Below are 23,549 nucleotides of genomic sequence, written 5' to 3' on the forward strand. Positions count from 1 at the left end.
CGCGGTCAGCCGGAGTACGGATCCCGCAGGGTCATCGGGGTTCCCGCGAGGTCGAGAGCCGGCTGAGGGAAGCGGGGGCCCGCCGTGTAGTAGCGGGCCCGGGTTCGGCCGACCGGCACCAGGACCTGAGCGGTGGTGAGGTCTCGGAGATCTCGTTGTGCCTGCTGCAGGCTCAGGCCCTCGGCTTCCTCGTAGCGTGAGCGGCGGACGCGCCCGGCCATGGCCACGTCGTGGAGGGCGGTCACCACCCGTTCGTCCAGGCCGGTGGCCGCGGCGAACTCCGACAGCGCCCCCCACACCCGCCCGGAGCGGTCGAGCCGGCCCTGCACGGTCTGGGCCTGCTGGTGGTAGGCGGTCAGGTTGAAGCGGATCCAACTGGCGACGTCCTGGTCGGGTACGTACGTCGGGCCCCGGCCGGCGAGTTCCCGGTAGTACTCCCAGGTGTTGCCGGGACGGCCAAGCCACGCCTCGATGGATGAGAACTCCGGGGCGAGAACACCTTCGCGAGCGATCATGAGCGTCTGCAGCGAGCGGGACATTCGGCCGTTCCCATCGGCCCAGGGGTGGATGGACACGAGGTGCAGGTGCGCCATGGCGGCCCGTACCAGCGGATGGGCGTCGTCGTCGGTGTCGAGCCAGTCGACGAGTTCCTTCATCAGTGCGGGGACGGTATCGACGTCTGGGGCGGTGTAGGCCGCGATGCTGGGGTCGCGGGCGTCCGTGACGTAGACGGGACCTCGGCGCCATTGCCCGGCCGGCCTGCGCGCGGTGTGCCGGTGGCCTTGCAACATCCAGTGCAACGCGTTGAACAGGCCTTTGCTGTAGCTGAAGTCCTGGGCATCGTGGAGCGTCTGGATATAAGCCATCATTCGCTCGTAGGCGAGCGTCTCGTCGCGATTTTCCTCGGAGACCTCGACATCCCGCTCGCCGTCGATCAGATCCTCGACGTCGATCGTGGACACCTTGAAGCCCTCGATCGAGTTCGAGGCCGCGACCGCGTCGGCCGTCAGGAACTTCCGGAGCCCGGCTGTCCACTTGGACGGCGTGGTCTGGATCTGGTGCCGCAGCGCCTGCCGCATGACGTCGATCTCGGCGAGCACCCGATCATCGGCGGGCGTCCGAGGCGGCGTGGGGTAGAGCATGCAGGGAATGATATGATGACGTAGTCATTACGTCAAATTGCCGGGCCGCGCGAGCGGTAGCGGTCACCAGATGCGGCGTAGTTGGGCGCCCTCGCGTCGGATCCGCAGCTGTTGGGCCCGCTCGGCGGGAGTGACCACGACGGTGTCGGGGGGTAGGTGCTTGAGCACGTCCGCGACTGGCACCTTGGTCACCGTCGCCTTGGGGTATTCGTTGGCCCGGTAGAAACGGGCCTGGAGGATTCCCCACGGGAAGTCGGCCTTGTCGAGCCAGTTGTGCACCCCGGGGTCCTGCCTGGAGACGACGGCGCGGAACCAGCCGTCGGGGTCGACGCGGGCCTGGAAGTCGTTGAGGCTCGACTGGCGGTTCACCCAGTCGACGGTGGAGAACCGGTCGTCGGCGACGAGGATCTGCCAGTAGTGGCATTCGGTCGGGACGGGGAACTCGACGATCAGCGCCTCGTCGTCGGCGATCTGGTGGATGCCGTCGTAGTAGGCCTGTTTCGCCAGGCCGCCGGCGTCCTCGATCCACTGGGAACGCAGCAGGACGTTGATGCCGTGGTGCTCCCGGTAGTACCGGACGAGCTGCATGTCGAACCGGATCATCCCGTCGATCCACTCGGCCAGGTCCGAGAACCGGCCGGCGCTCTCGGCCGGGGTCATGTCCGCGCCGGGGTCGTCCAGGCGGTTGATCGCGACCCGGGCGTCGACCTCATGCGTCCAGTCGCAGGCGCATTTGCGCATCAGGAGCTTGCGGGTACGGGGGTCGAGCGGCCACCAGTCGCCGTCGTGGCCGTCCGGGCGCCGCGCGCTGAGCGTGACGCGGAACGACCCGTCGGCGCCGATGGTGAGCTCGTCGAGGTCGTTGGTGACCCGCAGCGGGGGACCGGTCCGGCGCTCGAAATGCTTCGGGCTGGTCATCTCCGATTCCTGCTGCGTGATCTCGACGAACCGGGTCGTGCCGCGGAAGCCCGAGATCTCGTAGACGCCGGCCGGGTCGACCTCGGTCGTCAGGTAGACGTAGTCCGGGTTGGGCCCGCCCTGGTTGCACGCGAAGTTCCACAAGGGCATGAACACGGGCCGGCGGGCATCGGTGTAGACGTGGCACAGGTACCCGTCGGCGAGGATCGACAGGGCGAGCTTGTTCATGTCCTGCGTCTCGGCCTCGGTCGCGCCGTCCGGCCGCCAGGTGGCTATCAGGTTCTCCGCCACGCCTTCGAGCGCGCGCAGCTGGTCTGTCCAGGTCGGAAGCGCGGTCATCGCGTCAGCCCTCCACGGCTACGTCGAAGTGGCGGATGTAGAAGTCGTAGTCGGCGCGGATCTGGGCGGTGCTGAGGCCGAACTGCTCGGCGGTGTACCGGTGGGTGCCGGCGGCGCCCATCCGGTTGGCCTGCTGCCAGTCGAGGATCGTCCGCTCGACCGCGGGGGTGAGCTCGAAGCCGAGCCACGCGTAGATCCGGCGCACGGTCCCCTTCGGGTCGGCGACGAGCTCGCGGTGGTGGACGTCGAGGAACCGGTCCTCGCCGAGGCTCTTGCGGGCGTCGATGGCGTGGAGCAGGCCGCTGCGCAGGTGGTCGCTGATCTCGCGGCCGAGCCGGTGCAGGTCGCGTTCGCCGGCGGCGGGCGGCGTGATCGAGGAGACGAGGCTGGAATACGAGGGGACGACCTTGGCCGGGTCGCGGTGGGTCATGACGAAGCGGATGTCCGGATAGGCCGCCGCCAGCGCCTCGAGATGGAATTTGTGGTGCGGCGCCTTGAACAGCCACAGCTGCGGCGGGCGTCGCGATCCCAGCAGTTTCACGACGCGGCGGTGGTACTGGTAGGTCGAGGTCAGGTCCGCCTCGCGCCACCAGTCCCGGTAGCCGGCCACGGGTAACACCATCTGCTGGCCGTGAAACGCCATGCCGAGAAGCTCCGTGTCCTCCATCGTGGCGTCGACCTCGACGAGGTGTTTCGCCCGGCTCTCCGGCGACCGGCGCTCCTGGACGGCGATGAACTCAAGCCGTCGAGGGTCGTTCGCCTCGTCGTCCGGCGTCGGCGGCGGGCACGGTTCGGCCTGCTCCCAGCCCCGCAGGCAGCGGAACCGCGGGTCGAGGGACAGCATGTCGGCGAGCGCCGTGGTGCCGGTGCGGGGCAGCCCGTTGATGTCGACGGGCCCGAGGACCGGGACGTCGGCGACCTCCGGGTGCTCGCCGTACCAGGCCTCGACCTTGAGACGGTTGACGAGGCGGCGGCGGAAGTCACCGATCACGGCCGCGTCGGTGCCCGGGTCCAGGTCGCCGTCGCGTTCGAGGCTGTCGAGCAGCACGGCGAGGCCGTCGCGGAAGTCGCCGGGGCCGAAGTCGGCCAGCCCGGCCTGCGCGGCGGCCTCGTCGAGTAACTGGTTGGCGGAGGGATAGCGCCGCATCGGATCAGCTCGCCTTCACGCGGTCGGGGTAGAAGTGGGCGGCCATCCGGCGGAAGCCGTCGCGCCAGTCGACCCGGCAGGGCCCGGTGATCGTTGACCTCCTGGCGTGGTCCCCGACGGAGCCGAGCGAGGCCCCGGGGACGGGCTCGACGGCGACCGTGGCCTCGACACCGAGCAGCTCGCCGAAGTACGCGGACCACTGCTGGACCGTCACCGGCTCGTCGCCGGACCAGTTCACGATCCGCGCCGGCGTGCTGGCGACGGCGAGCAGCGCCTCGCACTGGGCGTTGATGTCGTCGTAGTGGATCGGGCTGTAGGGGAGCGGATCCCAACGAGCCGTGACCGGCCGGCCGGCGGCGATCGCGTGCAGGGAGGACGCGGGCAGACCGCCGCGGGCACCGTAGGCGCTGCCCATCCGGGCGATGGTGACCGGAAGGTCGAACGCCCGGGCGCAGTACCGGGCGACCGCCTCCTGGGCGATCTTGCCGATCGAGTACGGCCTCGGCTCGGGCAGGCCGGCGTCGCCCAGCGGGTCGTCCTCCCGGAAGGGGTGCCACGGATCCGGGTGCGGCTTGTAGACGGTCAGCGTCGACATCACCAGCGCGGCCTTCGCCGTGCGGCAGTGCGCCAGCAGGAGGCCCGTTCCCTCGCCGTTGACCCGTAGCGCGCGCTCGTAGTCGTTCCCGAAGTCCGCCGCGATGTGCAGCAGGTACGTGAAGTCGGAGGGGAGATCACCGAAGTCGCCGTCGCCCAGGTCCACGGCGCGGGTCGTCACCCCCAGCGCCTCGATCTCGGCGCGCGCCGCCGGATCGCCGAAGCGGGCGATGCCCCAGACCTCGTTGTCCGCCGCCAGCGTCTCGGCGAGACCGAACGCGATCCGTCCGGTCGGCCCGGTGATGAGGATCTTCTCGCCGCTCAGCACCCCGGGCCGCCCCTTCGGAGGATCTCTGATCTTTGATCCATGGTGGCCTAGACTAGCCGGGTGAACTCGCCCGTGCAGCCCCATCTCGACGCGATGCTCGACGCGCTCGATGGTCTCCTAAGGGCCCTCGAACCGGAACAGCTCGCCGAGGATCGTTCTCAGGTGCCACCCGACACCGTCAGCACGGCCGGACGGGTCTACGGCGGCCAACTCCTCGCCCAGGCGCTCATCGCCGCCGGCCGCTCGGTGACCGGCAAGGCCCCGCACTCGCTGCACGCCTCCTTCGTGCGCGCCGGAACCCCCGGCCGGCCGCTGGAACTGGCCACCGACCGGGTACGCGACGGACGCTCGATGGCGACCCGGCAGGTCACCGTGACCGAGGACGGCAAGCCGCTGCTCGTCGCGATCGCCGCGTTCCACGGCGCCGATCCCGGACCAGGCGCGGCCGTCAGCGCCCCCGCGGTGCCGCCACCGGACGAGCTGCCGGGGCTGCAACAGTGGGCCGCCGAGCTGCCGGCCGACCTTCGGGAGTACGGACGCCACTGGATCGAGCGGCCACCGCCGATCGAGTTCCGCATGGCCGAGGCGCCCTCGTTCCTCGGCGGCCCGCGGGCCGGTATGGCCGCGAGCGCCTCCCGGTCGCACTGGATGCGCCTGCCGCGCTCCGTCGGCGACGACCCGCTGCTGCACCTGGCGCTGCTCGCCTATGCCAGCGACTTCCTGCTGATGGACATGATCTTTCGCGGCCACCCGGGAGCGGCCGGCCCAGGCCGCTGCAACGGCCTGAGCCTCGACCACGCCATCTGGTTCCATCGGCCCACCCGCTTCGACCAATGGCACCTGCACACCCAGGAAGCGGTCACCATCGTCGGCAACCGGGGCCTCGTCCGTGGCGCGATCCACGACGCCGACGGCCAGCTGGTCGCCACCGTCATGCAGGAGGTTCTTGTGATCCCGGAGGCCACGCGATGAGCCCGATCGAGCACCGCCTGTTCCAGCAGTCCTGGCCCGAGGGCGAGTACCGGTTCTTCCAGCAGGGCTTCCTCGTCGACGACGTGCTCGCCGCCGCGGCCCGCTGGGCCCGGGTCTTCGGCGTGGGGCCCTTTCACGTCATGCCGGCCTTCGACCAGACCGCGCTGCACCGGGGCGCGGAGGCCACGATCACGCTCCAGGTCGCGGTCGCGCAGGCCGGTCCGGTGCAGATCGAGCTGATCCAGCAGCACTGCGACCGTCCCAGCGTGTTCCGTGACTGGAGCCGCGGTGGGACCTGCGCGTTCCACCAACTGGCGACGGTGACGCCCGACTACGACAAGAAGAAGGCCCACTACGAGGGGCTGGGCTACGAGATCGTCACCGAAAGCCTGTCCGGCCGGTTCCGCGTCGCCTTCGTCGACACGGTCGCGGACTTCGGTTTCTATACCGAGGTCGTCGAGAGCACGCCCGGCTTCCTGGCCAACCTGGGCAAGATCGCGCGGGCGTCGGAGGCCTGGGACGGGACCGACCCCGTCCGGATGCTCGGCCCCGACGGAAGGGTGAAGTGATCTCGCGTCGCCGGTCGGTCGGCTCGTCGTCCTGCTGGCGCGGGGCTGGGCCCGGGGGACCTACTCGCCGCTGAGCACGCCGCGGCGGGCCAGCTCCTGGACGACCTTCCGGCCGGCGTCGCGGAAGTCGTCCACCCGGTAGCGGGCGGCCTTCTCGCCGTCGCCCGCGGCGACGGCGCGCACGACGCGGGCGTGCGCCTCGACGATCTCGTCGTGGCTTCGGTTGGTGCTGATGCGAAAGACCAGCGGCAGATAGCCGGTGAAGGCGCGCAGCTCGGCGCGCAGCCGGCGGGAGCCGCCGGCGCGGTGCTCGGTGGTGAGGATCGTGCGTACGAGTTCGATCGTCCGGTCCCGGTCACCCGCCGGCGCGGCCCGCAGCTCGTCGACCAGACCTTCGAGTTCGGTGATCACCTCGCGGTCCTGCTCCTCGGCCAGCCGCCGGACCGCGACGCCGCTGAGCAGCCCGATGATCTCGAAATCGTCGATGACCGACTTGGCGTCGAACGGCTCGACGAAGACGCCGCGGTGGTAGGTGGAGGTGACGAGGCCGTCCCGCTCCAGCATCACGATGGCTTCGCGGACGGGGAGCCGGCTCACGTCGAGGTCGCGGCAGACCTGGTCCAGGTCGATGCGGTCGCCCGACTTGAGATGGCCTTCGAAGATCTGCTCCAGGATGTAGTCCACGACGGCGGGGCTCGTCTTTTTCCGCGGGATGGGACGAGACGCCACAGCGGAGGATCCTTATCGAAGACTAGTGCGCGTTCCGGAGCATCAGAACATCAGAAGCATCAGAACATCAGAAGCATCGGTGCTCGCCGCCGCATCAGAGCTGGTCGCTCGATCGACGCTATCACGGATCTTGAGACCGGCCGGCTGGCCTGGTGCTGGCGGGTGCGTCCGGCGGCTGCCCCCGCGGGGGCCTCGTCGCGTCTGTGCAGGTCGACCCGCAGGACCAGCCGCGGTGATGGGCGTACGCCCAGCACGTCGGAGCCTGGTCATCTGAGCGAGTGTTCACTACATTGTTGCGCGCCGGGCGATCGCCCAACATCGCCTCGGCCGGTCAGGCCCGCGGGCCGCGCGGCGACGGTCGCGACGTCTGGTCCGCGTCGCCGTCCGCTTGCAGCCAGCCGTTCTGTCGCAAGACTGAGGAGAACCCGTGGCACATCGTGAGGGCCGTCTTGAGGGTCGACTTGAGGGCAAGGTCGCGATCGTCACGGGAGCGGGCATAGGACAGGGCCGGGCCGCCGCCCTGCGGCTCGCCCGCGAGGGCGCGCTCGTCGTGGCGGCCGATGTCAGTGGCGCCGAGCAGGACACCGCCGCCGAAAGCGACAAGATCACCCCGTTGCGCGCCGACGTCACCAGCGCGCCCGACGTGGCGAACCTGGTGGCGGAGTCGGTCGAGCGGTTCGGCCGCCTGGACGTGCTGTGCAACGTGGTCGGCGTGGCCGGACTCGCGCAGGCCGCGATCCCCGACATCGACCCCGATGATTTCGACAAGCTGATGTCAATCAACCTGAAAAGCGTCTTCCTCGGCATGAAGTACGCGATCCCGGCCATGGTCGCCAGCGGTGGCGGGTCGGTCATCAACTGGTCTTCGGTCGGCGCGATCGTTTCCTCTCCCCATACGGGTGCCTACGGCGCCTCCAAAGCGGGAATTCTCGCCATGACGCGGTCCGCGGCCCGCGAGTGGGGCACCGCGAAGGTCCGGGTCAACGCGCTGTGCCCCGGCTTCATCTACCCGACCGGAATGACACTGATGGGCGAGGAGCGTTTCCCGGAGCTGGTGGCGAAGGCGGCGTCGAAGTCAGCCCTCGACCGGCCGGGCCATCCGGACGAGGTCGCCGCGGTCGCGGCATTCCTCGCCTCCGACGATGCCTCGTACGTAACCGGATCCACCATCGTCGTCGACGGCGGCTGGACCGCCGGCGGCTGACCGAACCCGACCGCGACCTGAAAAGGACCGATGAGATGGCGTACAACGTCTACTTCGAGGACGTCGAGGTCGGCCAGGAGATCCCGGCCTTCCAGCGCAGGACGGACTTCATGAACTGGAACCGGTTCGCGGCCGTCAACGAGGAGTTCTACTACATCCACATGGATGACGAGGCGGGAAAGGCTGCCGGGCAGGGCGCTGCTTTCGGTATGGGTAATCTGCGGTGGGCCTACGTGCTCAATGCGCTGCGAGCCTGGATAGGTGACGAGGCGGAAGTCCGTGAGCTCACTCTGCAGTTCCGCGCCGTCAACCACAAGAACGACGTCCTCACCACAGTCGGCGTCGTGGCCGAAAAGAAACAGGAGAACGGGGAGAACCTGGTGACCCTCGACGTCAACGTGGTCAACCAGGACGGAGTGGGGACCTCTCCCGGCCGAGCGGTCGTCTTGCTGCCCAGTCGGGTAGATGCAGTATCTTGATCGCCTGTTTCCCTGGAATACTCGCCGAGGTACGACCAGACCCTATCGCCGGCGCCTGAGGGCGCGAGAACGATCAACATCGGAGCCAAATCCAGTGACACCTCGATTACGTCGCTTCCTCTTACGGTCGGCCGCGGCGGCGACCGGCGTGAGCTGCGCGGTCGCGCTGACCGCCTGCGCCTCGGCCGACGCGGGCGCGGGCGGACGGCAGTCCTGCGCCGCCACACCAGGCGTCACCGCGGGAGCGGTCAACGCGGGCCTCTTGTACTCCGACTCGGGACCGGCCGGAACGAGTCTGCCCGCATTCCGCGCGGGTATCGACGCGCGGTTCGGACTGGCCAACGCGAACGGCGGCGTCAACGGCCGAAAGATCACATACACGTGGCGCGACGACCAGGGCGAAACGGGGACAAACCGCACCCAGGCCGAAGATCTCGTCGCCAATGGCGGCATTCTCGGGCTTATCGAAGGCCCTAACGCCACGGATGCCGGTTCAGCCGACTACCTTGCGAAGCTGCACCTGCCCGTCGTCGGGATGGGCAGTGACTCGGTCTGGCTCACCCACGACAACATGTCCTCCTGGCTCTTCGTGAACACCACGCCGTCGACCGTCTTCGGCCAGTACGTCCACGCCCAGGGCGGTACTCGTGCCGCGATGGTGGACCTCGCGGGAGACCAGGGCAGCCAGGGCTCCGTCCAGCAACTCGCCGTCAGTCTCAACAAGGCGGGTGTCGCCACCCCGCTCAACGTCGAGATCGCTCCCGGGACCGCCAGCTACGCGGCGATCGCGAACCGCATCAAGGACGCGCACGTCGACACGCTCGCCGGTGTCGTCCTCCCGGACTCGCTCGCGAGCCTGGCGCCCGCGCTGCGCGCCATAGGCGTCGATCTCAAGGTCGCGCTGCTCCCGCTGGGCTACGACCAGGCGCTGCTGCAGAAGCTCGGCCCAGCGATGGCCGGCGCCACCATCTACATGGCGTCACGCCCCTTCGAGGACAAGACCCAGGCGCAGCAGGTCTTCCTCACCGCCATGTCGGACTACGCGCCCGAGGTCCAGGTCCCGACCCAGGAATCCGCCCTGTGGGGCTGGCTGGCCGCCGACCTGTTCCTCGACGGCGTCCAGGCCGCGGGGCAGTGCCCGAGCCGTGAGTCGCTGGCGACGGGCCTGAACAGCCTGCGCAGCTTCGACGGCGGCGGCCTGCTCCCCGCCCCCGTGGACATCTCGAAGGCCCGCACGCTGCCCACCTGCTATGCCTTCGTCAAGGTCAGCGCGGACGGCAAGCGGTTCGAGCCGGTCCCGGTCGCCGACCCCTGCGGCAAACCGATCCAATAACGGTAGGCGGCGCAGCTGGCGTTCTCACGTGCCGTCCCGCGGTTCCAGGATGACGACGGGAATCTCGCGTTCGGTCCACGCGGCGTACTTCGCGAAGTCGGCGTAGAGCTCGACGAGACGGGGCCACAACGACGCCCGCTCGTCGGGGGTGGCGACGCGGGCGTGCACGGGCCGCCCGCGCTGCTTGCGCAGGTGCACCAGGGTGTCGGGGTGGGCAAGCAGGTTGGCGTACCACTGCGGGTTCTTCGGCAGGCCGCCCTGGGAGGCGACCACGACGAGGTTGGGGGCGTCGTCCAGGTAGAGCAACGGTGTGGTGAACCGTCGCCCTGATGTGCGGCCGACGTGCTCCAGCAGCAAAGTCGGCACCGGTCTTCTGAAACCGGCCCCCACCCGCCAGCTGCTGCCCACGCGCCCGTTCGTCAGAGCGAAGACCCGCACCTGGGCCTTCGCCATGTACTTGATGACTCGCGCGGTCGCGGGGGAGTCGAGGCCGCCAGGTCGCTCCTGCGGCAGAGAGAACCGTCCCATGGCTGGACGCGCCTTCCGGATCGCTTGTGCCGTGCCGCCGCCGCGCGGCGTCGGGCCAGTACCACTTCTGTGATGGTCCCAGAGTCGACCATGTTCGCGCTCGTCCGGGCGCGCGGGTCGGTCGGCTCCGGGCCGGCGAGGTTCATCCCGTCGTCGGCCTGTCCAGGTCGGCCCGCTAGGGTTCGCGTATGTCGATGTTGACGTCAACGTTGTTAATTGGTCAGGGATTAAAAGCCGCCCCGAGGTGTGCCTCGTCGAGGCCGTCACGGCCTGCCGGCCAGGAGTGCGGCTCCCGAACGGCCGCCGACCGTGACCTCGCATGCGGGCTTTCCCCGCGCCCTGCCGAATCCCTGAGCAACCCGACACGGAGAACCACGTGGCTCCTCGCGCCAACGTCAAAGGCCCGAACCCTCGCGCCCGATCCACCGCGCGCCTGTCCCTGAACCTGAGCGGTCCGCGGTCCCGCGGCCGGGCGGTGCGGCGCGCGGCGCTCCTCACCGTCCTTGCCACGGCGCTGGCGGCCGGCTGTACGGCGTCGAGCGGCAGTACGCCTGCTGGATCGGTCGCCGGCTGTGACACACCCGGATTCGTCGGGGACACGATCAGGCTCGGGTTCGCCTATCCCGACAGTGGTGTCGGCGCGGCCGCGCTGGCCGCCGCCAGAAGCGGGTTCGTCGCCCGGATCGAGCAGGCGAACGCGGCGGGCGGAATTCATGGCCGCAAGCTGGTGTACGTCTGGCGGGACGACGCCAGCGTGTCCAGCCAGAACCTCGAGGTCGTGCGTGACCTCGTCGAGAACCAGAAGGTCTTCGGCCTCGTCGAGGCGTCGATCAGCGCCGCCGAGGGAGCCGCCTACCTGCGCGATCACGGTATCCCGGTCACCGGGATCCCGGCCGAGGCGTTCTGGGCGGACCCCAGCTACCGCAACATGTTCGCCTACTCCTACGTGGTCAACGACGGGCCGCCGGTGTCGACCTTCGGTGCCTTCGCGAAAGCCCAGGGAGGTACCCGGGCGGCGGTCATCCAGAACGACGTCTCCCCGGCCGCGAACGCCATCGGAGCCAAGATCGGCGCGAGTCTGACCGCGGCCGGAATCCCGACCGTGCCTGACCGTTTCGTCTACAACCCGACCCTCACCGACCCCGTACAGCTGGGCCAGCAACTGCACAGGGCCGGAGTGGACGTCGTGACGGCCGCCTTCGACGGAAAGGACCTGGCCGAGGTCGTCCGCGGTATCCGGGCGGCCGGCGCGCCGGTGAAGGTCCTGCTCGCGCCCAGCGGTTACGACCGCTCGCTGCTGGAGACGTACGGCCCGACGCTCAGCGGGCTGACCGCCGCCATCAGCTACGTGCCGTTCGAGCTCGGCGGCCCCGCCCACCAGGTATTCCTGCGGGCGATGAGCAGCTTCGCGCCCGAGGTCCAGCCGCCCGCCCAGGAACTGGCGCTGGTCACCTACATCCTCACCGACCTGTTTCTCTACGGTCTCGACAAGGCCGGGACCTGCCCGACTCGGGCCCAGTTCATCGACAGGCTGCGGGCCAGCACCTACGACGGTGGGGGCCTGCTGCCGAGCCCCGTCGATCTGTCAAAGGGCTTCGGTCAGCTCGCCACCTGCTACACCTTCATGCGCGTCAACGCCGCCGGCACCGGCTACGACCTCGTCCGTGACCCCACCAACCGCGACCAGTGGTGCGGCCACCCGCTCACCTGACAACCGCGGAACGCACCCGGCCGCGGGGGTATCCCCGCGGCCGGGCCGTGGTCCTGATCGCGCCGACTGTCCGGGAGGCGACAGCTTCTGGCACCCCCACCGTGAACCGTTCGGTGTCGCGCGGCCAAAGACGTCATGAGCACCGGTGACGACGCGCGCCCCGCCGCGGCGGGAGCGTCCTGACCCCTGAGAGGGACGGCGAACGGTGAGAGACAGATGACGTCCATGCGGAGACCGGCGGCACTCGCGCCGTCCTGGTGGACGGACGCCGGGCGTTCCGAAACCGCCGTCCACCGCGCGGCTCCGGCCGGCGCGCAGGACCGTAGGGGCGTGATCGGGCCGCCGTCGGCCAGGCACGGTGACCCGGCCGCGCAGCCGCCGCCCGCGACCGCCCGGGCCGGTTGGCCGGGTGGTGCCGCGGACTGCGACGCGGAGATCATCGCGGCCTCGCGGACCGATCCGAGGAGATTCGGCGCTATCTTCGATCGTCACTATTCCGCGATCTACCGATACGTGGCGCGGCGGGCCGGCCACAACGTCGCCGAGGATGTGGCCGCGGAGACGTTCACCACCGCGTTCGCGAGCCGCGCGGTCTATGACCTCGGCTTTCCCGACGCTTTGCCCTGGCTCTTCGGAATCGCGCACAACCTGCTGCGCACCCATCAGCGCGCGGAGCGACGCATGCTCGCCGCCTATACGCGCCATGGCGCGGACCCGGCCGTCGACCCGGCCGCGGCGGACGCCTTCGGCCGGGCCGACCTGCGGGTCGACTCGGCCGCGGCCGCCCCGGCCATCGCCGCCGCGCTGAGCGCGATGACGCCCGGTGACCGGGATGTGCTTCTGCTCATCGCCTGGACCGACCTCAGCTACACCGACGTCGCCCGCGCTCTCGGCCTGCCCGTCGGGACGGTCCGGTCACGGCTGCACCGCGCCCGGGCGCAGTTGAGGCCGCGGCTTGCGGCGGTGCGACCGGGAAACACGGTGCGACCGGGAAACACAGTGCGACCGGGAAACACGGTGCGACCGGGAAACACGGAGGGCTCCTCCGAAAGACAGACGGAAGCGGGAGACGGACCGGAGGACAGGCCGTGAACGAGATGACAGCTGAGATGAGCGCGGTTCGCCTGTTCCGCGCGGAGGCAGGCGAGCCCTCGGCACAGACCGTCCACCGGGCTCGTGGCCTGCTGGACCGCCTGATCGAGGACGCCGCGGCCGGCTCACCGGACGCCTCGGCCGTGCCCACCGCCGAGGCCGCTACTCGGCTCGCGGCCGTCGCTCCGGCACCCGCAGCGGCGGACAGGTCGGCGAGGACCATGAGCCCCTCGACTGGCGATCTCTCGGCTTCGGCGACCGCGGCGGCTCCGGTCGGGCCGGCTGCCCACGCCGGTGGCCTTCACGGTCGTGTCGGTCGCCGCGGCCGCAGGCCCCGCGCGGTCGCGATCGCCGCCATCGCCGTCGGTGTCGCCATCGCGGTGGCGGTGCCGGTTGGCATGGTGACGACACGTCACGGCGATCACGCGACCACCCTGGTCCCGGCCGCCACGGGCGCACCCACGCGGCCGGCCTGCTGGACTGAGCCGGCCCCCCAACGGGTCAAGCTCCCACCGAGCTCCGCGGCCAGTGTGAAGGGGCCGTTCTGGTACACCGAAACCTTCGCGACGACCTGGTGGAGCACGGAGCATCCCGGCCAGATACCGCCCTTGCGGTCAGACTGGCAGGGGCCCATCTGGGCGATGTATGGCAGCAAGTACGACGTCGACCTCGACAGGTCGCCGCTGACCTATCGAGTCGGCGGCACGTGGTACACGATCGCGCAGTTCGCCACGCTGCCGGCGGATCCCGCCGTACTCGGCCCGATGATCGTCGATGACTGGCCTCAGCCCGTCGCGGACCGCACCGTCTACACCGCCGCGACGGACCTGCTGCGGCTCCCGGTGAGTCCCGCCGTCCAGGCGGCACTGTTCACCATCGTGAGGTCGCTCGAGACCGCCACGACCAACGAGCACGACCGCGACCTGATCGGCCGGCCCGCGGTCAGCGTCAGCGTGCCGGACCCGGAGAACCCTGGCACGTTCAACCGGGTCTACTTCACCCCGGAAAGCCATCATTACCTCGGCCAGGACGAGAACGGGAAGGTCAACAATCCCTGCACCTTCGACGCCCGAGAGGTTGTACTGGCGAGCGGCTGGGTCGGCTCCATCGGCCAGACCGTCCCCCGCCATGACCATTCCTGAAGCCCATCCGGACCCAGAAATCGGCGCCGTCGTCACAGTCGCTCGACTGTGCCGACGGCGCCGGTTGTCGAAAGCGCGGTCGCCAGATCATCCCCCTTTTGTCCGGTGAGGGCGCCGTTTTGTTCTAGTTCGCAGACCTGGACCTGGGTTCTGTGTCGGGTTGCGCCGCTTGCTGCGGGTGGTTTCAGCCTGCTACGGGTAGGCCCATGCGGCACCGGCGGCTGGATCGTTCACGTTGAGGACGTCGTAGAGCTGGTTGCCGACCAGCCCGTCGGTCTCAATTGCCCAGATGCCGTGCGGGTTGCTGATCAGGTGGATGAGCGTGTTCCCATCTCGTTGCAGGCGGTGGCTTTCGCCGACCATGAAGTCATTGAGTTCTGTATTGTTCGTGAAGGTGTACATCGTCGCGTTATTTATGCTGCTGTTTGCTGATACGACGCATTTGCTCGTCGGCGGTTCGGGGTTGGGGACGGAACAGCCGAGGCCCCTGAGGTCGTAGGCGAGGCGAGCGAGAGTTCTCCGTTGGTCGGCCGGGAAGGGCTGTGAGACGTCGGTGACTGCCGGGTCGTTGTAGACCGAAGGGGGTCGGGAAGACGACGTGGCGGGGTGTGTCCTTTGCTGAGGTGGCAATGTGGTCGGCTGTGTGCCCCGGCCCACCGTGGACTCCACCTGAGCGGACGTATAGGTCGCGGGGACACCGCTGGGCGATGTCAAAAATGTCCTCGGGGTCGGGGTTAGCGATGTGCGCCCAGTTGACCCGGCAACGAGCGTAATCGCCCGGGGCACGATGAACGGCGCGGCGCCGACGAGAGCCACAGCGACGCAGGCAAACACGATCCAGCCTGGGCGGGGGCGCGGCCTGGCAGAGCGCTCGGAACTCGTCTGCGTCGGCATGGGTGAGTCGCCACCGCGCGCAGGTGCTTCGGCGGTCTCGCTCGTGGAAGGGGCATCGTTGGTAGCGGTCGTCAATCCGGGGAAAGTTGGAGACTCTCCGGGCGGGATCTGTCGGGGAGCGACTAGTTCCGGCGGCGGCGGAGTGTGGCCCGGAAAGTTCGGTGCGGACGACGGTTTGGCGCGTCCCACAATGGCGTAGGCGATCATGTCGAGGAGGTGGCTGCGGGCGGCGTCAGCGTGGTGGTTGAACAGGTCCAAGGAGACCACCTCGCCGAGCAGGCCTGGGCGGGCGCAGTCCTCGACGCGGATAGGAATGAGTCTTCGGGCGAATCCCTGAGGGTCGGCACGGTATACGGCCTGCCACTCCGCCCGGCCGTATACCGACGTGAGATACGCATCCGACAAGATTGCTACAGTGCGCTCGGCGCCGAGGATTCCTTCTTCCATCTGCGTCTGCCAGTGCGAGCCCGGCACGAAATCCCAGACTTGAATAAGAACCCGGTAACCTGCGGTCTCCAGCTGCCAGGCGACCCACTCGGCCCACGCTTGGTCGCGCCCGGTGTAGGAAACGAAGAAATGCCACCGTGACTCGGGCGCCACGCCCTCGGCCACCTCCTCGTCGACGGCCTCGCGCTCCGGCTCTGCCGCGGGCACCGAACGAACCGGCCTGCGGCCGGCCGCCCGGTATCCTACCCCACACGAACGGTGACCACCCTAGCGCTCGAAGGGACGCAAATTCTGCGCAGGCTGGTTAGTGCCAAGGCACGGTGAATCGGTATGAGAGCTGAGACGAGGCACAGCAAGGTCTCGGGGTATCGCGCGAGGCGATGGCGCTGCTCTGCTTGCCCCAGTCAGGCGTGGGTGCCCGGCGGAGTCGAAATAGCTCAGACCGTGGGTGATCTGCCCGAACGGAATGGGGGACTGATGCTTTGCCCGCTTCAGGCCTTCGGTCCCCGCGACGTCGCCGCGCCGGCCAGTCGGCGCTGGCCGAGCCAGAATGAGTTCATCGCGCGGCCCGTGCCCAGGCAGCAGATGGAATGTCCGCCAGACAGCCTCGCCCGCCGTCACATGTCATGACGGCGGGCGAGGCTGAATCCGGGGGAACGGTCAGGAGTTGGCGGGCTCCAGGCCCAGGCGGAGGGCTGATTCGGGGGCGTGGGCGTCGACGGGCTCGGTGGCCGGCCGGCGGCGGGGGACGAGCAGGGAGCCGAGCGCTCCGGCGGCGGTCACGGCCGCGCCGACGATGAGGGCGGTGCGCAGTCCGTGGGTGAAGTCGACGGCGTTGGTGTAGCCGCCGGCCGCGGCGAAGACCGAGGCGAGGACCGCGATGCCGAACACCCCGCCGGCCTCACGGACGGCGTTGTTGGTTCCGGACGCCACCCCCTCGTACTCGGGAGGTACCGAGCCCATGACCACGTTGGCGACGGGGATGAAGAACAGGGCCATCCCGATCCCGGCGATGATGAAGGAGGGCACCAGCGTCAGGAACGTCGTGTCGGGGGCGAGGACCGCCCGCATCCACAGCAGACCGCCGGTCATCAGAGTCAGCCCGGTGATCATGAGTGGCCGCCCGCCGATCCGGTCGGACAGCGGGCCGGCGATCGGGGCCACGAGCAGCGGCATGACCGTCCAGGGCAGGGTGCGCAGCCCGGCACCGAGCGGCGAGTAGCCCATGACGTTCTGCAGGTACTGGGAGAGCAGGAAGATCGAGCCGAACATCCCGAAGGAGAAGAAGACCGAGACGGCGTTGACGGCGGCGAACCCGCGGCGGCGGAACAGGCTCACCGGCAGCATCGGGCGCCCGCCGGATCGCTCGGACCGGATCTCCCAGGCGACGAAGGCCGCCAGCCCGACCGCGCCGGCGGCGATCGCGCCGAGCACGCCGGCGCTGGTCCAGCCGTGGTCCTGACCGCGGACGAGGCCGAGCACGACGCCGAACAACCCGAGGCTGACCAGGACGGTGCCGGGGGTGTCGAGGCGGCTGGAGGCCTCGCGGCTCTCGGTGAGCCGGGCGAACGCCAGCGGGATCGCGGCGAGGCCGAGCGGGACGTTCAGCCAGAAGATCCACTGCCAGGCGGCGCCCTGGGTGATGGCTCCGCCGACGAGCGGGCCGAGGGCGATGGCCAGGCCGGACACGCCGCCCCAGATACCCAGGGCGGCCCCGCGGCGTTCGGCGGGAACCGCGGCCGACAGCAGGGTCATCGACAGCGGCAGCACGATCGCCCCGCCCACGCCCTGCACGGCCCGGGCGGCGATGAGGAAGCCGACGTCCGGGGCCAGGGCGGCGGCGGCACTGGCCACGGTGAAGATGGCCAGGCCGGCGGCGAAGACGCGGCGCCGACCGAGCCGGTCACCCAGCGCCGCGGCGGGCAGCAGCAGGACGGCGAAGCTCAGGGTGTACGCGTTCACGGTCCATTCCAGCCCGGCCAGGCTGGCGTGCAGGTGTTCCCGGATCGACGGCAGCGCCATCGTGACCACCAGGTTGTCCAGGGAGGTCATGAACGCGGCGATGCACGTGATGATGATGGTCCAGGTGAGTCGGCTCCGGTCGGTGGTCATCTGAGTCCTTCCGAGGTAGTGACTGACCACTTCCTTGCATGGGCAAAAAACTGGCCGTGCGACCGCAGGACCCTCCGTCAAACCGGAGCGACCTGTAACCGGTCGGCACGAGCCGTCGGCCAGCCGAACACTACGAAAGTAGTGACTGGCCACTTCCTTGTTGGGGCAAAAAAAGATCCTCAGCCGTCGTCGGCGTCACCATCGGCATCGCGATCAGGTCCGGCGGCCGGGTCGCCGCCGAAGCCGCGCGCGATGGCCTCCTTGCTCGCCTTGATGCCCGAGCTGTTCTCGTCGGTAGGGCAGATCAGCTGGGCCCAGCGCTCGTCCACGGCGGGCAGGTCCATGGCGGCCGTGACGTTGCAGAGCATCCCCATGGCGAAGAACGCGCGTAGGACGTCCGGGTCCACCCCGGCCAGGCGCTCGACGGTGTACCACAGATCGCGGAACCCCCGCCGGGTCGCGGCCCGGATGTCCAGGTCTGCGCAGGCCGCGTAGGCCTGCATCTGCATCAGGAGGTAGCTGGGCTCGGCGAGCAGACCGTTGTAGGCGTTGGCCATGGCGGTCAGCGCCTCCTCGCCGGACAGCTCTCCCGCCGCGCTCTCGAAGGCCGCTACCGTCCGGGCGAAGGTCTCCTTCACCGCGGCCAGGAACAGGCCCTTCTTCGAGCCGAACAGGCGGAACAGGTAAGGCTGGGAGATCCCGACCGCCGCGGCGATCGTCTCGGTCGACGTGCCCTCCAGCCCGCCTCGGGCGAACTCGGAGATGGCCGCCGCGAGCACGGACACGCGACGCTCGTCCGCCGTCTGTCTCGTTCCTGCCGCAGCCATGGCTCGAAGGTAGTGGCCAATCACTTCCTCGTCAAGCTCGCCGTTCGCCGAGTCGCGCGGGTCGGGCTACTCGCGGGGCAGCGCGGCATTGGCGGCCCCGACGCCACTGGCGGCTCCGACGGCCTCGGTGGCTCCGGTGCCAAGGTCATCGTCGGGTATCGGGCCGCCACCGGCCGGCCGCAGCCTGCTCAGGAGCGCCACCGCGACTCCCACCACCCGCCGGCCGAGCCGGAGGAGCAGGTAGAGCATCCCGGCCGCCGGCATCGCGACCAACAGCGTGCTGACGGCCCCGGCGAGCGCGCTGATCAGGTCTCCGCTGGCCAGCGCCCGGCTCGCCTGGCCGAACTCGCCGCGCACCGCCGAGGCTGTCCGGGGCACCACGAAGGGCGCGTAGATCACCAGCATGACGAGGTTCACGAAAATCACCGGGGCGGCGCACAGCGCCCAGGCGGTGACCATGAGCTGGGCGCGTCTGGTCAGACCGGCCATCCGCGGATCCTGCGTTGGTCCGGCGGATTGCCGGGCTCGCCGCCGGAACGGGACAGCGAGCGCCGCCGCCCGCAGAGCCGACCGCACGGCTGGGCCCATCCGGTCGAACAGGTCGGGCACGCCGACGAGGTCGCTGACGATGTAGTAGCCGTCGAGCCGGACGAAGGGCGCGAGCTGCCGGAACGCGTCCAGGTGGACGAGGACCGCGGCCGTCACGAGCACCTCGGCCCGGGTGACCGCGAACGCCCCCACCACGAGCAGCGCGAAGATCCCGTTGAAGTAGATGCCCCCGAGGTCGGTGCGCAGCCGTCCCCAGCGGCGCAACCGGTAGGAGTCGGTGACGTCGGTGAAGAAGGCCGGCCAGACGAGGTACATGCCGACCCCGATCACGCCGGGCCGCGCGCCGCCGTAGCGGCAGGCCGCCGCGTGGCCGCATTCGTGAAACAGCGCGCTGACGAGCGTCACGCCAACCAGCGCCAGGATCATCCACGGCGTGGCCAGCACCGCGGCGGCGCTGTCACGCGTGCTGTGCCGACCGAACAGCCAGAGATCACCGGCCAGCAGGCCGCCCAGCAGTATCGCCATGGCCGCCGGACGGAACAGCACAGCGAACACGCCGCTGAGCCGGTACACGGCCGGCGCGGGCAGCAGGGTCCGCCGGCCGCCGAGCTGCAGGAGCGACCTCGCCCGCGGTGTGGGGGTGACACCGGTCGGGGCGGCGATCAGGCCGAGGGGCATGAGCCGGTGGGCCAGCAGGTACGCGATGTCGGCGCCGCTCACCTGGCGGGCGCAGCGCTCCCCGGCGTGCTCGGCGATCGCGGCGACGTCGCGGCTGCCGTCCGCCGCTTCGAGAACGCGCGCGAGCAGCTCGGTGAGCGCCACCACCTGACCGTCGGCGCGGCGCGCCAGGAAGACCGGACGGGCGAGGCCCGATCCCGCGAACTCGCCGAGCAGGGCAAGACCGTCGGCGCGGGTCGGCCGGGCGGGCAGCTCGACCCCGCTCGACCCGGCGGGTCCCGGGCCGGCGCCGACCGACGCGTCGTGCTGCTTCTGGCCGGGCACCAGGGCGACCTGCGACTGCCGGGTGGGACCGGGAGCCTGGCGGGCCGGCGTCCGCGGGCACGCGGGCTCGGTCATCGAACGTCCTCTCGGCGCCTGGGTGATCTACCCGGCCGGCCGCGTCCGGGTCCGGGGCCTGTGCGGCTAGGAAAAACTCACATGCCGAACCATCGGCGGAGAAAATCCATCCACTGGCCGCCGTCCGCGGACGAGCCGGCGGCGGGGACATCCTTGCCGGCGGTGCCGTCGGCAAGGCCGTCGCCGGCGTGGTGCCCGACGCCGAGGCTCTCCGGGCTCGAACCCTGGACGATGAAGTTGAAAGTCGGCATGAACGTGATGACGACCGGCATGAAGCCGCCGGACACCTGCGGCTGTGAAACGGAGTTGACGACCGCGTTGTTCGACGCGGGCGAACTGATGGGGAAGTTGCTCGACGTGGGTGAGTCGACCACGGCGTTGGTGGGGGTGAACCCGTATCTGTTGGTCCCGATCGCGGCGAGGGTGGTCCGATCGGGAAGAAGCTCCGCGCGCTCCTCGGACAGCTCCACCTGATCGCCCGACCGATTCACGCCCGCGTCACTCATCTTCCGTCTCCCCCGTACAGTGCCTCCAGGAATACCCTTGAGCGGAGACGCTAGTCGCACCGGGAAGCGACTCAAAACATTTTCGCGGGCGTGTCGTCGCCGTGAGAAAGAGGATCAGGATCATTCAATGCGCCGCAGGGCGCGATGAATTCCGCCGGCCGACGGCCGAAGGAGAGACGGCTCGGGTGAAGGGTGCCAGCGTGCACAGGCGCAACCGCCTGTGCCGCCGTCACCACTGGTTGAGGAAGGTGTCGCCGCTGGCGATGGAGTTGATGAACGCTCCGTAGTTGCCGACCGTCTGCACCATCGAGCTGTTACCGGTGACGACGTTGTTGCTGCCCGGCGAGTTGACCGGGGAGTTGTTACCGGTACCCACGGACTGTCCGTTCTGGAACAACATCAACGTAATGCGTTCGGGCAGCAGCTCGACATACTCGGCAGCCAGCTCGGCGAAATCCATTCCCGAGTGGCTGGTCTTCGTCAGATCCATTACCCCACCATCCCTCGTTCTGTCCCCGGGCGGAACCCGCGATGAAGCGCCGCGGGTTCCGCCCGATTGCACGCGACGGTTTGTGACGCACGTACGTCGGCGCGGTGGCGCGGGCTCCACCACGTGCGCTCCGTAACAGACCGGGCTTTGCTACCCGCAGCAGCCAGCCGGCACTTCTGCACCCTAGGCCCGCCCACGACCGACCGCAATGCGATGTTGAACGTCGCCATATTGCCGGTCCCGTGGGTGTTTCGGCCCACGGCCGGGTCAGGTGGACGGTGGTGACCGGTGGAGATTCTCGGTTATTGGCCCGGGCTCGTCCGGTCTGGCCGTCAGGTGCCGGTGGGGCCGGCCGGATCGTCCGCGCGGCTGACGGAGAAGCCCCGGCTCATCGCGAGCACGGCGTCGCGGCGGGGCAGCGCGCCGAACGGGGAGCCGCCGGTCGGGGCGGGGCTGCCGAAGATCCAGGTGGGCCCGTCGGCGAGGTGGTCGATCGCCTCGCGGGCGACGTCGGCGGGATCGGCCGTCTCGCCGTAGGGCTCGCCCTTGGCGTCGAAGACCCGGCGCATCGACGGGGTGTCGGTCTTGCCGAGCACGAGGCCCAGGACGTCGACCCCGCTGGAGCGCCATTCCGCCCACAGTGCCTCGGCGAGGATGAGGTCGAAGGCCTTGGTGGCGCCGTAGGTGGCGAGCGTGGCGCCACCCGCCCAGGCCGCGCCCGAGGTCACGAGCACCACGCCACCGCGCCCGCGGGCCACCATCGGCCCGCCGAAGCGGTAGGCCGCTTCGAGCACGCTGTCGCAGTTGCGATGGACCAGGGCGAGGTGGGTGGCGAGGTCCTTGTCGAGAAAGGGGGTGCTGAAGTCGTCGCCGCCGGCGTTGTAGACGAAGAGGCCCACCTCGAGGTCGGCCGTCGCGTCCGCGAGCTCCGCCAGCGCGCCCGGGGCGCTGAGGTCGAGCGCGAGGGTGCGCACCTCGACGCCGTGCTTCGCGCGGATCTCCTCGGCGAACGCCGTCAGTACGGGGACTCGCCGCGCCACCAGCACCACGTTCAGTCCCCGGGAAGCCAGCTCGTGGGCGAACGCGGCCCCGACGCCGTCGGACCCGCCGGCCACGACACCCCACGGCCCGTAGGTGATCGCCGTTCCTGTAGCCACCTGTACTCCTCGTCTCGCAGGATCTGGATCTCCGCCGGGCTGGGCCCGTGCTGAGGTTACAGAAGAGCCTGTCCTAGAACTTTATAGAACGGCCCGTCCTGGAAACTAGAGTCGGCCGGGACCTCGCGCACCGCGGCCCCGCCGGCGCGGCCCCGTCATCGCCCGGTTCTGGCCTGTTCGGCCAGCCAGTCGGCGGTGCGGTCCAGCCACTGCCAGCGGGTGTTGCCCAGGAGGTGGTCGCCACCCGGAACGAGCAGCAGCTCTCCGGCGGGCGCGGTGGCGGCGATGTGCCGGGCCTGGGCCGGTGGCGGGAGCTCGTCCGCGCCACCGCTGACGACGAGCAGGGCCTGGTGGACGGCGGCGAGCAGGCCTGGCTGCGCGAGCGCGGCGATCACGTCCCGCGCGTGGTCCGCGCCGCCGCAGCGGATCGTCAGGGTGTCGACGGCGAACGGGGGCAGCGTGTCCCAGGTCGGCATCGGGTACGGCCCGCTGACCGTCGCGACCGCGCGAATGCGGCGATCGGCGGCCGCGGACCGCATCGCGTACAACCCGCCGAGACTGAGACCGATGAGCACGACCCGGTCGGGATCGACCGCTCCGCCGGCGGTCAGGCAGTCGATCACCGCGCTGGTGACCTGCTGGTAGGCCGGCTCGGGCGGCTCGGGCGAGCGCGCCCTGGCCGGGCCCGTCGATCGCGGCGACGGCGACACCGCGGTCGAGCAGCGCGTCGGCGAGGTCGAGGAACTCGGCCCGCCCGGAGTCGAGTCCCGGGACGATGACGGCCACCGGCGGCGGGGCGTCGGCAGTGCCTGCCGGCAGGCCCTCGGCAGTGCCTCCCGGTAGGCCGGTGACAGTGCCTGCCGGTAGGCGCAGCTCGCCTTCGAACCGTGGCTTGCCCGGTCCCGGCGCCAGGTCGTGCACCGTTCCCCACAACGCGGCGTAACGGCGTAGCGCGTCGACCGCCTGCCGGTCCGCGGCGACGGCCGCCTTCAGGTCGGGGTTGGGCAGCGTGTTCGCGAGGTGGGCCGACGCTGCCGCCGCCCGCCACGCCTGGCGGGCGGTGACGGTGCGCCCGGCCCGCTCGGCGGCCTCGGCGGTTCCGGCGTCCTGCTCGGCGGCCTCGACGAAGGCGGGCAGCCAGTCCCGCAGCGTGGCGAGACCGGCGGTGAGGCTGTCATAGCGGAACGGGTCGACGCCGGCCCCGATCGCTCGGGACCGGCAGACCGCCGCGATCGTGGCGACGTCCGCGTCATCGACGAACCA

Annotated in this window: 22 protein-coding genes; 8 read left to right on the plus strand and 14 right to left on the minus strand. The window is 70.1% G+C overall.

Annotated features, from left to right (window positions below):
- Nucleotides 1-5: 5 nt before the first annotated feature.
- From FRAEUI1C_RS07600 to FRAEUI1C_RS07615, 4 genes are all read right to left on the minus strand, one after another.
- On the minus strand, nt 6-1,142 hold the full coding sequence (locus FRAEUI1C_RS07600; protein WP_013422711.1) for a Fic family protein: 1,137 nt from the start codon (nt 1,140-1,142) through the stop codon (nt 6-8).
- 63 nt (nt 1,143-1,205) lie between these two features.
- Nucleotides 1,206-2,399, minus strand: coding sequence for a DUF1214 domain-containing protein (locus FRAEUI1C_RS07605; protein ID WP_013422712.1), 1,194 nt, complete (start codon nt 2,397-2,399; stop codon nt 1,206-1,208).
- A gap of 4 nt (nt 2,400-2,403) precedes the next feature.
- Nucleotides 2,404-3,546, minus strand: a complete 1,143-nt coding sequence (locus FRAEUI1C_RS07610; RefSeq protein ID WP_013422713.1) for a sulfotransferase family protein — start codon at nt 3,544-3,546, stop codon at nt 2,404-2,406.
- A 4-nt stretch (nt 3,547-3,550) separates the two neighbouring features.
- Nucleotides 3,551-4,468 (minus strand): NAD-dependent epimerase/dehydratase family protein, encoded by a 918-nt coding sequence (locus FRAEUI1C_RS07615; protein ID WP_013422714.1) that lies wholly within the window; start codon nt 4,466-4,468, stop codon nt 3,551-3,553.
- Between the two features lie 60 nt (nt 4,469-4,528).
- Here FRAEUI1C_RS07615 and FRAEUI1C_RS07620 point away from each other — a divergent pair, with 60 nt between their 5' ends.
- Nucleotides 4,529-5,440, plus strand: coding sequence for an acyl-CoA thioesterase (locus FRAEUI1C_RS07620; protein ID WP_063747973.1), 912 nt, complete (start codon nt 4,529-4,531; stop codon nt 5,438-5,440).
- A complete protein-coding gene (locus tag FRAEUI1C_RS07625) occupies nt 5,437-6,009 on the plus strand; it encodes a VOC family protein (RefSeq protein WP_013422716.1) in 573 nt (190 codons plus the stop codon). The genes FRAEUI1C_RS07620 and FRAEUI1C_RS07625 overlap by 4 nt, the downstream gene beginning before the upstream one ends.
- A 60-nt stretch (nt 6,010-6,069) precedes the next feature.
- On the opposite strand, the gene FRAEUI1C_RS07630 is transcribed toward FRAEUI1C_RS07625, so the two are convergent.
- Nucleotides 6,070-6,738: a GntR family transcriptional regulator gene (locus FRAEUI1C_RS07630; RefSeq protein ID WP_013422717.1), complete on the minus strand. Its 669-nt coding sequence runs from the start codon at nt 6,736-6,738 to the stop codon at nt 6,070-6,072.
- A 427-nt stretch (nt 6,739-7,165) separates the two neighbouring features.
- Between FRAEUI1C_RS07630 and FRAEUI1C_RS07635 the strand changes: the two genes are divergently transcribed.
- The 3 genes from FRAEUI1C_RS07635 to FRAEUI1C_RS07645 all read left to right on the plus strand — a co-directional run bounded on the left by FRAEUI1C_RS07635 (nt 7,166) and on the right by FRAEUI1C_RS07645 (nt 9,754).
- Complete coding sequence (locus FRAEUI1C_RS07635; protein WP_013422718.1) at nt 7,166-7,942, plus strand: SDR family NAD(P)-dependent oxidoreductase; 777 nt, start codon at nt 7,166-7,168, stop codon at nt 7,940-7,942.
- A 35-nt stretch (nt 7,943-7,977) separates the two neighbouring features.
- The gene (locus FRAEUI1C_RS07640; RefSeq protein WP_013422719.1) at nt 7,978-8,421 is read left to right on the plus strand and encodes a MaoC/PaaZ C-terminal domain-containing protein; all 444 of its coding nucleotides are present in this window, start codon (nt 7,978-7,980) and stop codon (nt 8,419-8,421) included.
- Between the two features lie 148 nt (nt 8,422-8,569).
- Nucleotides 8,570-9,754: an ABC transporter substrate-binding protein gene (locus FRAEUI1C_RS07645; protein ID WP_049806843.1), complete on the plus strand. Its 1,185-nt coding sequence runs from the start codon at nt 8,570-8,572 to the stop codon at nt 9,752-9,754.
- 24 nt (nt 9,755-9,778) lie between these two features.
- On the opposite strand, the gene FRAEUI1C_RS07650 is transcribed toward FRAEUI1C_RS07645, so the two are convergent.
- Nucleotides 9,779-10,282 carry a nitroreductase family deazaflavin-dependent oxidoreductase gene (locus FRAEUI1C_RS07650; RefSeq protein ID WP_013422721.1) on the minus strand — a complete coding sequence of 168 codons (504 nt, stop codon included), beginning with the start codon at nt 10,280-10,282 and terminating at the stop codon, nt 9,779-9,781.
- Between the two features lie 376 nt (nt 10,283-10,658).
- On the opposite strand from FRAEUI1C_RS07650, the gene FRAEUI1C_RS07655 reads away from it, so the two are divergent.
- The 3 genes from FRAEUI1C_RS07655 (at nt 10,659) to FRAEUI1C_RS39400 (ending at nt 14,227) form a co-directional block, all read left to right on the plus strand.
- Nucleotides 10,659-11,993 carry an ABC transporter substrate-binding protein gene (locus FRAEUI1C_RS07655; RefSeq protein ID WP_013422722.1) on the plus strand — a complete coding sequence of 445 codons (1,335 nt, stop codon included), beginning with the start codon at nt 10,659-10,661 and terminating at the stop codon, nt 11,991-11,993.
- A gap of 330 nt (nt 11,994-12,323) precedes the next feature.
- Nucleotides 12,324-13,085: an RNA polymerase sigma factor gene (locus FRAEUI1C_RS07660; protein WP_063747974.1), complete on the plus strand. Its 762-nt coding sequence runs from the start codon at nt 12,324-12,326 to the stop codon at nt 13,083-13,085.
- 641 nt (nt 13,086-13,726) lie between these two features.
- On the plus strand, nt 13,727-14,227 hold the full coding sequence (locus FRAEUI1C_RS39400; RefSeq protein WP_157734857.1) for a hypothetical protein: 501 nt from the start codon (nt 13,727-13,729) through the stop codon (nt 14,225-14,227).
- A gap of 192 nt (nt 14,228-14,419) precedes the next feature.
- Here FRAEUI1C_RS39400 and FRAEUI1C_RS37445 read toward each other — a convergent pair whose 3' ends face one another.
- The 8 genes from FRAEUI1C_RS37445 to FRAEUI1C_RS40115 all read right to left on the minus strand — a co-directional run bounded on the left by FRAEUI1C_RS37445 (nt 14,420) and on the right by FRAEUI1C_RS40115 (nt 22,996).
- The gene (locus FRAEUI1C_RS37445; RefSeq protein ID WP_013422725.1) at nt 14,420-15,775 is read right to left on the minus strand and encodes a toll/interleukin-1 receptor domain-containing protein; all 1,356 of its coding nucleotides are present in this window, start codon (nt 15,773-15,775) and stop codon (nt 14,420-14,422) included.
- A gap of 453 nt (nt 15,776-16,228) precedes the next feature.
- A complete protein-coding gene (locus tag FRAEUI1C_RS07670; protein ID WP_013422726.1) occupies nt 16,229-17,680 on the minus strand; it encodes a DHA2 family efflux MFS transporter permease subunit in 1,452 nt (483 codons plus the stop codon).
- A gap of 179 nt (nt 17,681-17,859) precedes the next feature.
- Nucleotides 17,860-18,507 (minus strand): TetR/AcrR family transcriptional regulator, encoded by a 648-nt coding sequence (locus FRAEUI1C_RS07675; protein ID WP_013422727.1) that lies wholly within the window; start codon nt 18,505-18,507, stop codon nt 17,860-17,862.
- Between the two features lie 66 nt (nt 18,508-18,573).
- Entirely contained in the window at nt 18,574-20,133 is a 1,560-nt protein-coding gene (locus FRAEUI1C_RS07680; protein ID WP_013422728.1) for a zinc metalloprotease, read from the minus strand.
- 77 nt (nt 20,134-20,210) lie between these two features.
- The gene (locus FRAEUI1C_RS07685; RefSeq protein WP_013422729.1) at nt 20,211-20,639 is read right to left on the minus strand and encodes a hypothetical protein; all 429 of its coding nucleotides are present in this window, start codon (nt 20,637-20,639) and stop codon (nt 20,211-20,213) included.
- A 229-nt stretch (nt 20,640-20,868) separates the two neighbouring features.
- Nucleotides 20,869-21,129 (minus strand): hypothetical protein, encoded by a 261-nt coding sequence (locus tag FRAEUI1C_RS07690; protein ID WP_013422730.1) that lies wholly within the window; start codon nt 21,127-21,129, stop codon nt 20,869-20,871.
- A 332-nt stretch (nt 21,130-21,461) separates the two neighbouring features.
- Nucleotides 21,462-22,286 (minus strand): SDR family NAD(P)-dependent oxidoreductase, encoded by an 825-nt coding sequence (locus FRAEUI1C_RS07695; RefSeq protein WP_013422731.1) that lies wholly within the window; start codon nt 22,284-22,286, stop codon nt 21,462-21,464.
- Between the two features lie 155 nt (nt 22,287-22,441).
- On the minus strand, nt 22,442-22,996 hold the full coding sequence (locus tag FRAEUI1C_RS40115) for an alpha/beta hydrolase family protein (protein ID WP_049806844.1): 555 nt from the start codon (nt 22,994-22,996) through the stop codon (nt 22,442-22,444).
- Between the last annotated feature and the right edge of the window lie 553 nt (nt 22,997-23,549).

The sequence above is a fragment of the Pseudofrankia inefficax genome (assembly GCF_000166135.1).
GTDB lineage: Bacteria > Actinomycetota > Actinomycetes > Frankiales > Frankiaceae > Pseudofrankia > Pseudofrankia inefficax.

What these genes read in the sequence shown, in the direction of transcription:
- FRAEUI1C_RS07600 (WP_013422711.1), bottom strand. Translation starts at nt 1,142, where the DNA reads ATGCTCTACCCCACGCCGCCTCGGACGCCCGCCGATGATCGGGTGCTC.
- FRAEUI1C_RS07605 (WP_013422712.1), bottom strand. Translation starts at nt 2,399, where the DNA reads ATGACCGCGCTTCCGACCTGGACAGACCAGCTGCGCGCGCTCGAAGGC.
- FRAEUI1C_RS07610 (WP_013422713.1), bottom strand. Translation starts at nt 3,546, where the DNA reads ATGCGGCGCTATCCCTCCGCCAACCAGTTACTCGACGAGGCCGCCGCG.
- FRAEUI1C_RS07625 (WP_013422716.1), top strand. Translation starts at nt 5,437, where the DNA reads ATGAGCCCGATCGAGCACCGCCTGTTCCAGCAGTCCTGGCCCGAGGGC.
- FRAEUI1C_RS07640 (WP_013422719.1), top strand. Translation starts at nt 7,978, where the DNA reads ATGGCGTACAACGTCTACTTCGAGGACGTCGAGGTCGGCCAGGAGATC.
- FRAEUI1C_RS07650 (WP_013422721.1), bottom strand. Translation starts at nt 10,282, where the DNA reads ATGGGACGGTTCTCTCTGCCGCAGGAGCGACCTGGCGGCCTCGACTCC.
- FRAEUI1C_RS39400 (WP_157734857.1), top strand. Translation starts at nt 13,727, where the DNA reads ATGTATGGCAGCAAGTACGACGTCGACCTCGACAGGTCGCCGCTGACC.
- FRAEUI1C_RS07670 (WP_013422726.1), bottom strand. Translation starts at nt 17,680, where the DNA reads ATGACCACCGACCGGAGCCGACTCACCTGGACCATCATCATCACGTGC.
- FRAEUI1C_RS07675 (WP_013422727.1), bottom strand. Translation starts at nt 18,507, where the DNA reads ATGGCTGCGGCAGGAACGAGACAGACGGCGGACGAGCGTCGCGTGTCC.
- FRAEUI1C_RS07680 (WP_013422728.1), bottom strand. Translation starts at nt 20,133, where the DNA reads ATGACCGAGCCCGCGTGCCCGCGGACGCCGGCCCGCCAGGCTCCCGGT.
- FRAEUI1C_RS07685 (WP_013422729.1), bottom strand. Translation starts at nt 20,639, where the DNA reads ATGAGTGACGCGGGCGTGAATCGGTCGGGCGATCAGGTGGAGCTGTCC.
- FRAEUI1C_RS07690 (WP_013422730.1), bottom strand. Translation starts at nt 21,129, where the DNA reads ATGGATCTGACGAAGACCAGCCACTCGGGAATGGATTTCGCCGAGCTG.